Source organism: Nocardia sp. NBC_00416 (assembly GCF_036032445.1).
In the GTDB taxonomy this organism is placed as follows: Bacteria; Actinomycetota; Actinomycetes; order Mycobacteriales; family Mycobacteriaceae; genus Nocardia.
The window spans coordinates 1,249,073-1,263,254 of record NZ_CP107932.1 but is presented as its reverse complement, the minus strand read 5'-3'; the positions used below and the strand labels follow the sequence as shown (position 1 = coordinate 1,263,254).

Below are 14,182 nucleotides of genomic sequence, written 5' to 3'. Positions count from 1 at the left end.
TTGCTCCTTACTCCGCTCAGCCCGCGGCGGCCGCGAGCACCTGCCCGTAGGCGAGGCCACCGTCGTTGGGTGGCAATCTGTGGTGCGTGAGCACGGTGAACCCGTGCTCACCGAGAAGCCGCCGGGTGGCGGACAACAACAACGCGTTCTGGAACACCCCGCCGGAGAGGGCGACGGTATCGGACGGCACGGCACGGACCAGGGCCGTGTCGAGCACCAGCCGCGCGAGGGCGGCGTGGAAACGGGCGCCGATCACCGCCGGCGCCACCCCGTTCGCGGTATCGGCCACTACCGCCGCGATCACGGGAGCGGCATCGATCAGCGCCGGATCGACGCCCGAATCGACCACGAACCGGTACTCGGTGCCGTCGGCCGCGCCGCCGCGGGAAATGCCCTCGAGTTCGATCGCCGCCTGCGCCTCGTAGTCCACGGTGTGTCGGACTCCGGCCAGCGAGGCCACCGCGTCGAACAGCCTGCCCATGCTCGAGGTCGGGACACAACCGAGCCCGGTCTCGAACTGGTGCCCGAGCACCGCACGTTCGTCGGGCGGACAGGCACGGACCGAGGCGATCGTCGGAGACCACTCGATATCGGCCGCCCACAAATGCGCCAGCGCCATCCGATACGGCCGGTGCACGCTGGTGTCGCCACCGGCGAGCGGAACATATTTCAGATGCGCCAGCCGCCGGTAACCCTTGTATCCGGCGGCGAGCACCTCACCGCCCCAGACCGCTCCGTCCGGGCCGAATCCCGTGCCGTCGAACGCGATTCCCAGCACACTGTCGGTGAGGCCGAGACCGTGCTCACCCATCACGGCGGCGATATGGGCGTGATGGTGCTGGACGGTGCGGACCGGCCGGTCGCCCGCATTGCGGCGGGCCCATTCGGTGGATCGATAGCCCGGATGCGAATCCGCGGCGAGTTGGGTGGGGCGCACACCGGTCAGGTTCTCGAGATGGCGTTCGGTGGCGTCGAACGCGCGCAGTGTCGCGAGATCGTCCATATCACCGATGTGCTGGCTCAGCCAGGCATACCGTCCCTCCGCGACCGCGCAGGTGTTCTTGAGGTCGGCCCCCACCGCGAGCGTGGGCGCGACCGCCATCGGCAGGGCGAGCGGCAGCGGCGCGTATCCGCGCGAGCGACGCACCGGCGACTCGACGCCGTCGACAGATCGCACCACCGAATCGTCACAGGGCACCAGGATGCGGCGGTCGTGCCACAGGAATCCGTCCGCCAGCTCGGCGAGACGCTCCCGGGCATCCGCGTCGTCGTAACAGATCGGTTCGCTACTGCGGTTGCCCGAAGTCATCACCAGGATGTCCGGTCCCGGCGGGTCGCCGGGCAGTCCGAACAGCAGGATGTGCAGCGGGGTGTAGGCCAGCAGCACGCCCAGGTCCGGGTTGCCGGGCGCGACGGATTCGGCGATCGGCCGGATTCCGCGCGGAAGCAGGACGATCGGGCGCTGCGGTCCGGTCAGCAATGCGGCGGCCGCGGTATCGACAGCGGTGATCTCGCGGGCCACCCCCAGATCCGGTGCCATCACCGCGAAAGGCTTGCCGCCACGGTGTTTCCGGCGGCGCAGTTCGGCGACCGCGGTCTCGTTCGCCGCGTCGCAGGCCAGGTGGTAGCCGCCGACGCCCTTCACCGCGAGGATGCCGCCCGAACGCACCAGTGCGCGGGCCGCGGCCAGCGGTTCGCCGCCGCCCGGTCCGGTGTAGAACAGGCGCGGGCCGCAGTCGGGGCAGGCGATGGGCTGGGCGTGGAACCGCCGGTCGGCCGGGTCGTGGTATTCGCGCGCGCACCGATCGCACATCCGGAAATCGGCCATCGAGGTATTCGGCCGGTCGTAGGGCAGCGCGGCGATGATGGTGAACCGCGGACCGCAGTTGGTGCAGTTGACGAACGGGTGACGGTGACGGCGATCGGCGGGATCGCGCAGTTCCGCCGCGCACGCCGCGCAGAGGGCGATATCGGGTGAGGCGAGGGTCCGGCCGCCGCCACCGGTGGTGTCGGCGATCCGGAATCCGGTGCCGCCGCGGACCGGGAGTTCGGACCGCTCGACCGATTCGACCACCGCCAGCGGCGGCGGGGACAGTGTCAGGCGCCGCTCGAACTCGTCCAGATCGCCCGGGGCCCCTTCTGTTTCGACGATGACGCCGCCGCTGTCGTTGGACACCCGGCCGCTCAGCGACAACTCGGCCGCAGTGGTATAGACGAACGGACGGAACCCGACGCCCTGCACCACACCGCGCACCACGAACCTGCGTCGCGCCCGACCGGCGGTCACGGCTGCTCACCGCTGCCGAGCATGCGCAACCCGGCCATCGCCTCGGCCGCGCCGGCCTCGTCGGTCTTCTCGACCACGAACCCCATATGGATGATCACCCAATCGCCGGGACGGGCCGGATCGTCCTCCAGCAGGCCGATGTTCACCCGCCGTTTCTCACCGGACACATCCACCAGGGCGATCTGGCGGTGGTAGCCGTCGGGGATCTCGACGACCCGGCCGGGAATGCCGAGGCACATGGTCACACCTCCTGAGGTGAGCGGAGCAGGTCGGCGACCACGCGGCGCACCGCACCGACGGCCGCGTCCACGGCGGCGGCGACCGGGACGGACAGACCGAGCCGCTCGTCCACCGATTCGATCTGGCATCCGACGACCACGGCCGGCGGCACCGCACCTCCCAGGGCGCGGACAGCGGCGAACACCGCCGCCGGATCCATCGCGTGGGCGTCCAGTCCGGCGGCGACGTCGGCGTCGGGTTCGACGCGCAGGATCTCGACTCGCCCCGGCGTCCCGCGGTCGGGCACCGCGTCGACCAGGACCAGCGCGTCCCATCCGTCGAGCAGGTCGTAGGCCAGGTGCGTACCGCGGATGCCGTAGTCGACCACCCGCACACGCGGCTCCTTGTCGTAGCGCACCCGGCGCACTACCTCGGAGCCGAATCCGTCGTCGCCGAGGAAGATATTGCCGATCCCGGCCACCAGCACCCGATCCGGCATCTCACATGTGGCGGATCTTGAGGTACCGGCGCACGTCCGGAACCGATCGGATGCCGATATACACGCCGATCGCCGCCGCCACCGCGGCGACACCGGTCGCGATCATTCCCACGGTTGCCATAGCGGGCCTTCCTTTCCGTTGTCCTCCGGTTGCCGAGCCCGGCGACCGGCGATAATGACCGTCGGCTCATCCCTCCCCTTCGGTCGGCGACGTCGCTCCACCGACATTCGCGTCGTCGACCGTGCCGGTCGCTGTCTCCGCCGGTTCGTTCGCGGCCGGCTTGCGGTCGTCGTAGGGTGGGGTCGGCGGTTCGCTGCCGGGGGCCGGCTCCGAGGTGAACTCGGCCTCTCGCTCGGCGGCGGTGCCGTGGGCGGAGGTCGTCTCTTCGTGTTCGAGATCGCCCGCTTCGCGGTCGGTGGGACCCGCGGCCGGGGTATCCGCGCCGGTATCGCGCGAGCCCGGCTCGCCGCGTGCCTCCTGTGGTTCTTCGCTTCGGTCCTGCACGATGTCTCCTTTCAGTTCTCGGCACTGTCGAGCGGCTCCAGTTCGTCGGGCGCGAAATAGAGGTAGCGGCCGAACCATTCGTGCATATCGGCCGCCGGATCGTCGTCCAGTACGACACCGACGTGCGCCTGCCCGTCCACGTCCTGGTGCACCGAGACGACACGCGCGGGTTTTCCGTCGACGAACAGATCCTGGGCGTCGGCCCGCCGGGAGGGATGCAGGCGGACCCGGCTGCCTCTGCGCACCAGCACACCCGCCACCGGCACCGCGTCGGCGTCCGGACGCACGGCACCGTCGGCCGACGGGTCCCACCAGTCGATCCCCTCGGGAACCTCGGGAACCAGTCCCGGGCGCGCGGGCCGCGGCTCCCGCAGCGCGCCGTGCAGCTGCCGCATCGCTTCCGGCGATATGGCGTCACAGCGGTCGATGATCTCGCCCGCACGTGGGTCTGTCGCGCGCGCCTGCGCCTTCTCCTCATCGGTCATGGTCATCACCCGCAGGGTGAGGATCTCGTCGATCTCGGTGGAATCGAACAGCGCTCCCTCGCTCTGTTCCGCGATCTCCGGGTGGTCGTACAGGATGATCGGCGAGATCAGCAGCAGACTGTGGTCGCCGGGCGGGCCTGCCAGCACGGGGAAGCACCGATGCTGCGCACACCGCTCGACCGCGGCCGCGGCGTCCGGTGACGGTTCCAGCGAGGAAACGAACTGTCCTCCGATGAGTTCCACGATGACGTGCGCGCCGATCAACGAGCGGGCGATGGCGTCCGGCTTGCCGGACGCGGGCGCGCCCACATTGCGGACCTCGACCGCGAGCCGCAGGAATTGGCCGTCGGGCTCCACCGCGAGTTCCAGTTCGGCCGCGAGCGACTGCCGGGTCCGCACCAGCGCCCCGACCGCCTGCCCCGAAGCGTCGGCGATTTCCTCGGTATCGGCGCCACCGGGCACCGTCAGTGGGTGAACCAGGGACCCGGGCCCCACCGGACCGACGACGACCTCCCGTACCACGGCCTCGTCCCAGGACAGCCACGATCGGCCGCCAACGGACAGTTCGTCGCGCGGCGTGCCGTCGCCGTCCACCACCTGCCGCCGCTGGAGCTGGAGGAAGCGGATCGTCCACGTCAGCACCGGCTCCCTGCCCGGATCGAGCAAGAATCGGGCCGATAGGGACGGCTCCTCGCCGATCCCGGCCGCGGCGGCACCGTCGGGCCCCAGCACTCCGAACTGCCAGCGCGCCTGGTTCTTGCGCGAATTGGATCGATAGGGATAGAGCAGATAGCCCTCATAGAGCACCGCGTCGGCGACGGCGCGTGCCCGGGCGAGCGGCTCGGCGTTCACGGCAGTTCCTCGGTACGAGCCAGGAGCCGGGTCACCGCGTCGTCGAATCCGAGCAGGCCGTGGTCGGATTTGTAGGCGGTCAGGGCCTCGAGAGTGTCCCGGTGCAGGCGCAGCCAGCCGGTATTCGGGAAATGCGCGGCCATCAGGTCGCGCCATACCGAAACGGGCATATCGAAGGAGTCCTCCCGGTCCCAGGGGATCTGCTGGATTGCGAATCCGCTGCTGCCCTTGATGAAGACGGTGCCGCTGAACAGGAAGATCAACGGCGCCGCGCCGTCGCGTAACGCGTGCAGATACTTCGATCCGGTCACTTCGAAGTCGTAGGTGCACGGCATCGGCAGATCCACCTCGGCACCTCCGGAGAACCCGGGAACCATGGTGGCGCAGTGCATCCAGAGGAACGACCGTTGCGTATCGCGCCAGCGGTCGCGGGCACCGAAAAGATCGGTCAGCCCCGCGCCCTCCTCGTCGGAGTAGCGGCGGCGAGACGGCTGGATACGCACTTGCGCGCGCAGGGCGATCGCGTGCACAGGCTCCTCCGCGAGCGAGGCGATACCCACCCGCGCGGACAGGATCGGCGCGACCGCGTACGGTTCCGGCTTGATCTCGAGGACGGCGAACGTCGTCGAGTGGACGGGACTCATACCGCACCGACCGACCGCGCGCGGTCGGAGACCGTGGCGAAGAACTCGTCCAGATAGCGGCGCACATCCTGGCCGCCGTCGAAGCCACGCCACAGCAACCGCATCCGGCCGACGAATTCGTAACACGCGTCGATCGGCAGCAGGAGACAACTCGCGGCCGTGGTCCCGCGCTCGGGGATCCGGATCAGCAGGGCTTCGACATCGGCGCTGAGGGTGTCCAGTCCCGGGTGTCGCTCCAGGATCGTGCTCCATTGCGCCAAGGGCAGTTCCGATTCGGTCGCTCCCGCGGGTCCCGGATAGAACGCCACGGTCCTGCCCAGCGCGGAGTTGCGGAAGAAGAAGGCGAGCCCCACCGGTATCTCCAGTGCGTCCCACTCTCCCTGGCTGATCGTGAAACCGGGAAAGGCGAGATACCGATCCGGCACCGCCCGGTACCGCAGGGCCGCCTGCTGATCCACGAACAGCAGATAACAGCCACGACATACACACATCAGCTGCCGGCCTTCGATGTTCACGACGTGCTGGTGTTCGGCGGCGATCGGTTCGGCACACATCTCGCACCGTTCGCCCAGCCGCGGCGCGGGCGGGCCCTCGGCGGTGATCCGCTGCAGCACTCGGAACGGTGTGTTCAACCGCCCACCCCCACCGGTACGGCCACCGACAGTTCACCGGAGCGCACGAGAACCGGGAGCGGTTCGAGGTGCCCGTCACCGTCGACACGCGCGCCGGCCCCTACGACGTCGAAATGCGCGCGACAGGTCGGGCAGCGCAGTACCGCGTCGCCGACCGGGAATCCGGCCCGACGGTGCAGGGCGGCACCCGCGAGCGAATGCGCACAGACCGGGCAGTGATCTCGATAGGCGAACAGCTGCTCGCCGACCCGGCAGGCCAGCACCGTGAGCCCGGCGACGGTGAACCCGCCCACTTCGCCGGGAGCCAGGTCGCCCAGTTCGGGGACCGCCACCCAACTGCCGGACCCGTGGTCACTCGGCCGGACCCGCGAGAACAGCGAGTCGGCGGAGATGAGGTCCGCCGACTCCGTCTGCGCGGCGACGACTTCGATCGCCTCGATCTCCGGTGCCGCCGCGCGCACCGCGTCCTCCACGGCCAGCTCCAACGTCACCGACGAGGACGGGCAGCTGCGGCAGCTCCCGGCCAATTCCAGACGCACCACGCCGTCGACGATCTCGACCAGGCCGACGTCCCCGCCGTGCGAACCCAGGTAGGGCCGCACGCTGTCCAGCGCCGCCCCTACCCTGGCCTCCACGTCGTGCGGGTGCAGCCCGTGTACGAGCAGCAGGCTCGCCAGCAGGTCGTCGCGAACCAGGTGTTCGAGTGCCCCCGTATCGAGCAACTCGACCACCCTGGCCAGCCCCGCGCCGTACAGCTCGACGACCTCGCGCACCAGCTGCTCGGCGCGCTCGCGGGCCAAGGCGCCGCCCGCCGAGCTCGCCTCCAACAGCGTCTCTATCCGATCGCCCGCCTCGCGCCATCGGCGATCGTCAGGTCTTGCGTGGTCCTGTTGTTCCGGGCGACCGTTCACCGTCACCCTCCCGTCGCCGGTACGGATACGGACTCACTCCGGGGTGTTCGTCTGCGTCGGTGAGTGCAGTTTCTGCAGGGTCTTGCCCTTGCCGAGGTACATGTGCACACCGCACGGCAGGCAGGGGTCGAAACTGCGCACCGTGCGCATGATGTCGATGCCCTTGAAATGCTCGCGGTCGTTCTCCTCGAAGATCGGCTGTCCCTGCACCGCGTCCTCGTACGGGCCCGGCGTGCCGTAGCCGTCTCGTGGACTGGCGTTCCACGGCGTCGGCGGATACGGGTGATAATTCGCGATCTTCCCGTCCCGGATCACCATGTGGTGCGACAGCACCCCGCGCACCGCCTCGGTGAAGCCGCAGCCGATGCCCTCCTCGGGCACCTCGAACTTCTCCCAGGTCTTGGTGTGGCCGGCCCGGATCTCCGCGAGCGCCTTTTCCGCGAAGTGCAGCGCGCAGGCCGCCGCGTACGCCTGGAAATAGGTGCGGGCCCGATTGCGTTCGATGGTGTTGCTGCCCTGAGCAGGGATCTTCCATTCCAGCGTGACCGGACCCAGCAGCGCGGTCTTGGGCAGGTTGATCTGCACGCTGTGGCCTGTCGACTTCACGTAGCCGATATCGACAAGGTTCGCCAGCGCCGTCGACCACAGGCGCGCCAGCGGTCCACCACCGGTGTCCAGGGCGAGGTGGTCGCTGCCGTCGAACCAGCGTGGCGACATCACCCAGCTGTACTTGTCGTCCAGGTCGCGCTTCTGCGGCCTCGGATTGGTGTGCTGATTCCAGGGATGGCGCCGGTCCACCGGATTGCCCAGCGGATCGGTCTTCACGAACATCTCCTGATCGGTCCAGTCCTCGTAGTACGAACTGCCCAGCAGGATCCGGAGACCCAGGTTGATATCGACCAGTGACGTGGTGACCAGCTTGCCGTCCACCACGACGCCCGGGGTGACGAACATCTTGCGACCCCAGTCCTCCATATCCTTGTACGCGAAGTTGCAGAACTCGGGGTCCTGGAACGAACCCCAGCAGCCCAGCAGAGTGCGCCGCAGGCCGACCTGGTCGTAACCGGGTAAGGCCTCGTAGAAGAAGTCGAACAGGTCGTCGTGCATCGGCACGACCTTCTTCATGAACTCGACGTAGCGCATGAGCCTGGTCATGTAGTCGGTCATCAGCTGGACCGTCGCCACTGTGCCGGGGCCACCGGGGTACAGCGTCGACGGGTGCACATGTCTGCCCTCCATCAGGCAGAACATCTCCCGGGTGTACCGGCTCACCTGCAGCGCCTCCCGGTAGAACTCCCCGGTGAACGGGTTGAGGGCGCGCATGATGTCGGCGATCTTGCGGTAGCCGTGCGCCTCGAAATGCGGCGCCTCGGTCCGCTCGGCCAGGGCGAGCACCCCGGGATTGGTCTCGGCGACCATTTTCTCGCAGAAATCCACACCGACCAGGTTCTCCTGGAAGATGTTGTGGTCGAACATGTACTCGGCCGCCTCACCGAGGTTGACGATCCACTCGCCCAGGTGCGGCGGCTGCACTCCGTAGGCCATGTTCTGGCAGTAACAGGAGCAGGTCGCGTGGTTGTCGCCGCAGATACCGCAGATGCGGCTGGTGATGAAGTGGGCGTCGCGCGGATCCTTGCCCCGCATGAAAACGGAGTAGCCGCGGAAGATGGAGGAGGTGCTGTGGCACTCGACCACTTCGTTGTTGTCGAAGTCGATCTTGGTATAGATACCGAGGCTGCCGACGATGCGGGTGATCGGGTCCCATGCCATCTCGACAAGGCGGTCCGGCTCGATCGTCCGATGCGAGGGCTCCGGAATAATCTGAGTCATGGGAGCTCCTTCGGGGCGGGTTCATGGGTTCCACAGAGGCCGGCGCGAAGGCGGAGGTATCGCATCATCGGAGATCCTCCTACCAGGTTCGGGTCGCGCCGGTTTCGAGCTTTGCGCCTCTGTGCCGCCAGCTCGGCTCTTTGTCGACGGTGCGACCGGTGATGTGCCGCAGGCTGCGGACCACCGAGCCATAGATGCCCGAGGCGGTCGACGAGAGCTTTCCGCCGGGCGGTTCGTCCATGAACGGCATGAATTTGTCGGGGAAGCCGGGCATTGTGCAGCCGATGCAGATGCCGCCCACGTTCGGGCAGCCGCCCACACCGTTGATCCACCCGCGCTTGGGCACGTTGCACTTGACCACCGGGCCCCAGCACCCCAGTTTCACAATGCATTTCGGCGAGCCGTACTCGGTGGCGAAATCGCCCTCCTCGTAATAACCCGCCCGGTCGCAGCCCTCGTGCACGGTCGCGCCGAACAGCCACTTGGGTCGCAGCGCCTCGTCGAGCGGAATCATCGGGGCCTGGCCGGTGGCCATGTAGAGCAGGTAGGTGAGCGTCTCCGACAGGTTGTCCGGGTGGATGGGACAGCCGGGGACACAGACGATCGGAATATCCGCCTTGCTCTTCCAACCCCAGCCGAGATAGTCGGGCACCCCCATCGCTCCGGTCGGATTGCCCGCCATCGCGTGGATTCCGCCGTAGGTCGCGCAGGTACCGACCGCCACTATGGCGGTCGCCTTCGGGGCGAGACGATCCAGCCATTCACTGGTCGTCAGCGGCTGACCGGTGGCCGGGTCGTTACCGAACCCGCACCAATAGCCTTCCTCGTGCAACTGCTCGTTCGGTATCGACCCCTCGACCACCAGGACGAATGGCTCGAGCTCACCGCGGTCCGCGCGGAAGAACCATTCGAGGAAGTCGTCGGCTCCCCCGTTGGGACCGCATTCGAAATCGATGAGCGGCCAGTGCACCGCGACTTGAGGTAGACCGGGTAGAGCGCCGAGGGCTATTTCTTCGATACTGGGCTGGGTGGCGGCGGTCAACGCCACCGAATCGCCATCGCAACTGAGACCGGCATTGATCCAGAGCACGTGGATCAAGGTCTCTTCAGCTCGGACCGCTTCCTGAGTTGGCATATGCTGCCACCTTCCGGAGTCGAAGCGGGGGCTGGCCGGTCCGGCTCGCATTCCACGTATTTGTGACGCCGATCACAACAGTCTAGACGGGGCCCGCTACACCCTCAAGGCTCACCGGGACCGCCCGACGCTGCTCGGCCAACCACTCGTACCAGCGCTCGAGCCCCTCACCAGCAGTGACCGAGATCGGGAGAATGTCCACACCGGGGTTCACCGCATGCGCGTACGCGGCACAGGCGTCGAGGTCGAAATCGACATAGGGCAGCAGATCGATCTTGTTCACGATCACCAGACCCGCCGCCGCGAACATATGCGGGTACTTCAGGGGCTTATCGGTCCCCTCGGTCACCGAGATCATCACGACCTTCCGGGCCTCGCCGAGATCGAACAGCGCCGGGCAGACCAGATTGCCGACGTTCTCGATGAACAGCAGGCTGCCGCGGTCGGGATCCAGGGCGGTCAGTGCCCGCTGCGTCATCTCCGCGTCCAGATGGCAGCCCGCACCGGTATTGACCTGCACCGCCCGCGCTCCGGTCGCGGCGATCCGCTCGGCGTCCCGCACGGTCTCCTGATCACCCTCGATCACGGCGATCGGGGTGTCGGGCAACGCTCGAATCGTCCGCTCCAGCAACGTGGTCTTGCCCGCTCCCGGCGAACTCGTCAGGTTGAGCGCCACGATGCCGCGCCCCTGCAACCACTCCCGATTGTGCTGGGCGAGGTGGTCGTTCTTGGCCAGCACCTTCTGTTCGAGCGAGACGGTGTCGGTCAGTGGCGGATGGGCGTGCGTGGTGCCGTCGTCGTGCCGATGCTCGTGTTCGGGTCCGTGCGCGTGCGCCGCCGGCTGATCCCGGCCGTGCCCGTGCCCCGCGCCGGGCGAATCATCGCGCCCGACCGTGATCACGCCTACCGTGTCGTTCCCGCATCCGCAGGTTGCGCACATTCTCGGCTCACTTCCATCGACCGGATCCGCAGTTCCCGACCCGCCCGCACCTCTACGTCGGCACTGCCGCACGCGCAGATCAGGAGCAGATCGGTGACGATGAAGTCCGCACCGCAGCTGCGGCACTGCGCAGCGCCCGGCACGCACCGGATATCCAGGTTCGCACCCTCCGCGACGGTGTCCTCGGCGGCGAGCTCGAAACAGAACCGCATCGCCTCGGGAACCACCGCTGTCAGGGCACCCACCTCGACGGTGACGCTGTAGACCCGCCGTCCCGCCGCATGCTCGCAGACGGCGTCGACGACACTCTGCGTGATGGCAAGTTCGTGCATCGCCTTCCCCACTCGTCGAGGGATACCTGGATGCTACCCCCGATGCCCATTCGCTATCACCCCTTCTCACAGTCCCCGTTTACGGGCGTCCGACAACTCGCTGGGCATCGAAACGACCAGGAGGAGCGCCGACGGGTGCCCCGACGCGCGCCCCGGGTCGCGACCGGGCGGAGCAGAAACACCCGGCAAGCCCGACGGCCGCACCGCGGCCGCGACAACGCATCGGAGAGGTCGGTCCGGCCGGTGACGACCGCAGTGAAGGCCCCGCCGTTCACCGCTCCCCGAAACAGGCCGGGACGCGGCAGAATTCGCGACCGCACAGGGTTCCGGATCGGCCACCGAGTTCATCGCAGAGTTCGGCGAACGGCACGGAACAAGATTGTTTCGACGGGCAGGCCTCGAACCCATTCGGCACGTGGAGAATTGCTAGATTTCAGCCCACGGTCCGGCCCGCCTGCCGGATATACATTTCCATGATCAAATACTTCAGCGAGTTCCAATTATCGGCCGCGCCAACGATTCAGCGGACAACGTGCGCGATCCGGGGTAGAGATAATCGGGCGGTGCGCACCTCTCGGAATTACCTGATCAGAATCCTTCTTCACACCTGTTTTCGTCGACCCTACGAAAACTCGTTATAGACCGGTGATTCAAACAGCGATCCGGCATCGGCCGATCTGTCGAGTGACATAAACCCAGTTCAGGTAGGACAATCGAGGCACACGGGCAATGAGACGGCCCGCCGGATCCGATCCGGCGGGCCGTCCACACAGCGCTCCTGCGCCGATCTACAAGCTATTCGGCGGAAAGGCTCGACAGGTCACCGAAACCACTGAAGATGCTGCCGAAGGCACTCAGAATGCTGCCGAGGCTACCGAGATCCACTGAACCCATCGTTCCCACTCCTGTCGGTCTGCGTTTATCACGACACCTTTTGCGCCGCCGCCATCATTGGTAATTCCGTAATCTTAACGTGGCCATCCAGTTATCTGAACGTTACTTTATCGATTGATGAACGGAAGGTGAACTGCCTACCAGAATTAGGCGCAACCGGCCAAATCGGTAATAACACTGATGTGACTTCGGTCGATGCGGACAAGGCCGTTACATTCGATTTACGCAGGAATTCGCAAATGTGATATCGATCAAATTATCCGGCATGCATCGGCGAGCCATTCGCGGCGATGCGCGCGCCGGACTCCGGTCCGCGGACTTCGGCACCGAGTTCGACCTCGACGGCCGAGATCACCGTCGCGGCGTACCCACCGACCGGATCGCCTCGGTGACCGTGGCCGGCGCCATCATCGATATCGCCGTAGGTGTTCACCGCGCACAGCGCCCCGACGGCCCGATCGCCGCTCCGCGTATCCGAGCCCACCTGGCAAGCGTGCCGCCGGCCGCGCCAGTGCGCGGTGTACGCGCCCGAACCGGCGCCGATACGCCCTCGAAGGACCTACTCGCCGACGCAGGCAGCCGCGGCGGCATAGCCGCTCTCGGCAGTGGGCCACGCGGCCGGGTCCGCCCTGCCCGACTCGCGCAGAACGCCGCGGATCGAGACCGGGCGGATCAGTGTTGTCGCGCGGCCACGTCGGAGTCCAGGAGCGCGAGTGCTTCCAGAGCGAGATACAACTCGGCGGACTGGCGCGGATCGGTGGTGTCGCGGCCGGTCAGATCGCGGATCTTGCGCAGCCGGTAGCGCACCGTGTTGCGGTGGCAGTGCATGGCTTCGGCGACGGCCGCGGCCGAACCGCCGCACCGGTACCAGGCGTCGAGCGCCGCGATCAGATCGCCACGTTCGGCGTCGGCCAGCTCGAGAACGGGACCGAGGATCTGCGCGGCGGCCCGGCGACCGGCATCGGGGACCGCGATGAGCAGATGACCGACGGGTTCGTCGCCGAAACGAACCGTGGTGGCCGAGCCCGGACGCGCGGACCGCGCGGCCAGACGCGCTTCGGTCGACGCACCGGTGATGGCGTGCGGAGCCGAGAACGCGGTGCTGATGCCGATCCGTTCGGCGACGAACGACGAAAGAGCCGCCGCGGCACGGTCGATAGCCGCTGGCGACGCCGCCGACAACAACCCGATATGCGCATCGATCTGCGCGTCCCATACCGACCGGACACCGAGTTCCTGCAGCGTGGCGGTGAGTTTCACCGGCAACGGCGCGGTGGGTTCGGTATCGATCGCGACCACGGCGAAGGTGCCGCGCTCGGGAAAGCCCAGGGTGCGCAGCACCTCGAGCACCCGCGCCGGATTCCCGGAGTGATCGTCGAAAAGGGTCCGGACGAGTCGGCTCTGGACTTGGGCGTCGGAATGCGCGAGCAGGACCTCGGTCTCACGGTAGGACTCGACGGACGCGTCGGAATACAGGTCGATGAGTTCCCACAGCCGCGTGGCCAGATCGTGCAGTCGTGGGTCGCCCGGACCGGCCGACCGTACTGTCAGTTCTTCCCAGATGAGCCGGCCGCCCAGCCGGTAGGCGTGCAGCAGCGCGGCGACCGGGATGCCCTGTTCGGCTTTGAGGCGGCCCGCCGCGCGGGCGGGCTGCAGCCGCAGCGGATCGGTGCCGGCGAGCGCCCCGATCACCGAGGTCAGGTTCTCCCGGCAGGTGTGGTGCAGTTGCTCCTCGGTCAGCAGACCGGACCGACCGTAGGCGGGATCGGCGGCGGCGATCCGGGCGACCAGGACGTCGGTCAGCACTTCGAGGGCATCCGCGAGACCGGCGACCAGGGTCGACACCGACGATGGCGGCGTCACGGGCGCGGGTGAGCTCATACCGGAGCAGTCTAAGCGACCGGAGTGACCCACGCCACCACCCCTTTGTGCGCGGGCACAAAAATCCCCGGCGAGCACGCAACGGCCACACATTCCGATCGGTCGTGAGCACAGTCACACTCATCAGTGTTCGGAT

At 67.6% G+C, this 14,182-nt stretch carries 15 protein-coding genes; all 15 read right to left on the bottom strand.

The genetic code is table 11. The features are described 5' to 3' along the window. Positions 1–16 precede the first annotated feature (16 nt). Entirely contained in the window at positions 17–2,287 is a 2,271-nt protein-coding gene (hypF, locus tag OG804_RS05725) for a carbamoyltransferase HypF (protein ID WP_328394605.1), read from the bottom strand. Beyond that, on the bottom strand, positions 2,284–2,526 hold the full coding sequence (locus OG804_RS05720) for a HypC/HybG/HupF family hydrogenase formation chaperone (RefSeq protein WP_328398253.1): 243 nt from the start codon (positions 2,524–2,526) through the stop codon (positions 2,284–2,286). The genes hypF and OG804_RS05720 overlap by 4 nt, the downstream gene beginning before the upstream one ends. Positions 2,527–2,528: 2 nt before the next feature. After that, on the bottom strand, positions 2,529–3,005 hold the full coding sequence (locus OG804_RS05715; RefSeq protein ID WP_328394603.1) for a hydrogenase maturation protease: 477 nt from the start codon (positions 3,003–3,005) through the stop codon (positions 2,529–2,531). Between the two features lies 1 nt (position 3,006). Further along, positions 3,007–3,126, bottom strand: coding sequence for a DUF6893 family small protein (locus OG804_RS32305; RefSeq protein WP_442941751.1), 120 nt, complete (start codon positions 3,124–3,126; stop codon positions 3,007–3,009). 66 nt (positions 3,127–3,192) lie between these two features. Continuing rightward, the gene (locus OG804_RS05710) at positions 3,193–3,510 is read right to left on the bottom strand and encodes a hypothetical protein (protein ID WP_328394601.1); all 318 of its coding nucleotides are present in this window, start codon (positions 3,508–3,510) and stop codon (positions 3,193–3,195) included. 11 nt (positions 3,511–3,521) lie between these two features. After that, the gene (locus OG804_RS05705) at positions 3,522–4,847 is read right to left on the bottom strand and encodes a hypothetical protein (RefSeq protein WP_328394599.1); all 1,326 of its coding nucleotides are present in this window, start codon (positions 4,845–4,847) and stop codon (positions 3,522–3,524) included. Beyond that, positions 4,844–5,491 carry a DUF6084 family protein gene (locus OG804_RS05700; RefSeq protein WP_328394597.1) on the bottom strand — a complete coding sequence of 216 codons (648 nt, stop codon included), beginning with the start codon at positions 5,489–5,491 and terminating at the stop codon, positions 4,844–4,846. The genes OG804_RS05705 and OG804_RS05700 overlap by 4 nt, the downstream gene beginning before the upstream one ends. Continuing rightward, positions 5,488–6,123: a DUF5947 family protein gene (locus OG804_RS05695; RefSeq protein WP_328394595.1), complete on the bottom strand. Its 636-nt coding sequence runs from the start codon at positions 6,121–6,123 to the stop codon at positions 5,488–5,490. The genes OG804_RS05700 and OG804_RS05695 overlap by 4 nt, the downstream gene beginning before the upstream one ends. Continuing rightward, a complete protein-coding gene (locus tag OG804_RS05690; protein WP_328394593.1) occupies positions 6,120–7,034 on the bottom strand; it encodes a NifU family protein in 915 nt (304 codons plus the stop codon). Before OG804_RS05690 ends, OG804_RS05695 begins: the two co-directional genes overlap by 4 nt. A 33-nt stretch (positions 7,035–7,067) precedes the next feature. Further along, positions 7,068–8,864, bottom strand: a complete 1,797-nt coding sequence (locus OG804_RS05685; RefSeq protein ID WP_328394591.1) for a nickel-dependent hydrogenase large subunit — start codon at positions 8,862–8,864, stop codon at positions 7,068–7,070. A 79-nt stretch (positions 8,865–8,943) separates the two neighbouring features. Next, positions 8,944–9,999, bottom strand: coding sequence for a hydrogenase expression protein HypE (locus OG804_RS05680; protein WP_328394589.1), 1,056 nt, complete (start codon positions 9,997–9,999; stop codon positions 8,944–8,946). An 82-nt stretch (positions 10,000–10,081) separates the two neighbouring features. Beyond that, positions 10,082–10,939 carry a hydrogenase nickel incorporation protein HypB gene (hypB, locus tag OG804_RS05675; protein WP_328394587.1) on the bottom strand — a complete coding sequence of 286 codons (858 nt, stop codon included), beginning with the start codon at positions 10,937–10,939 and terminating at the stop codon, positions 10,082–10,084. After that, on the bottom strand, positions 10,903–11,271 hold the full coding sequence (hypA, locus tag OG804_RS05670) for a hydrogenase maturation nickel metallochaperone HypA (RefSeq protein WP_328394585.1): 369 nt from the start codon (positions 11,269–11,271) through the stop codon (positions 10,903–10,905). Before hypA ends, hypB begins: the two co-directional genes overlap by 37 nt. A 1,150-nt stretch (positions 11,272–12,421) precedes the next feature. Continuing rightward, positions 12,422–12,649 (bottom strand): hypothetical protein, encoded by a 228-nt coding sequence (locus OG804_RS05665; protein ID WP_328394583.1) that lies wholly within the window; start codon positions 12,647–12,649, stop codon positions 12,422–12,424. A gap of 188 nt (positions 12,650–12,837) precedes the next feature. Next, the gene (locus OG804_RS05660; protein WP_328394581.1) at positions 12,838–14,046 is read right to left on the bottom strand and encodes a PucR family transcriptional regulator; all 1,209 of its coding nucleotides are present in this window, start codon (positions 14,044–14,046) and stop codon (positions 12,838–12,840) included. Between the last annotated feature and the right edge of the window lie 136 nt (positions 14,047–14,182).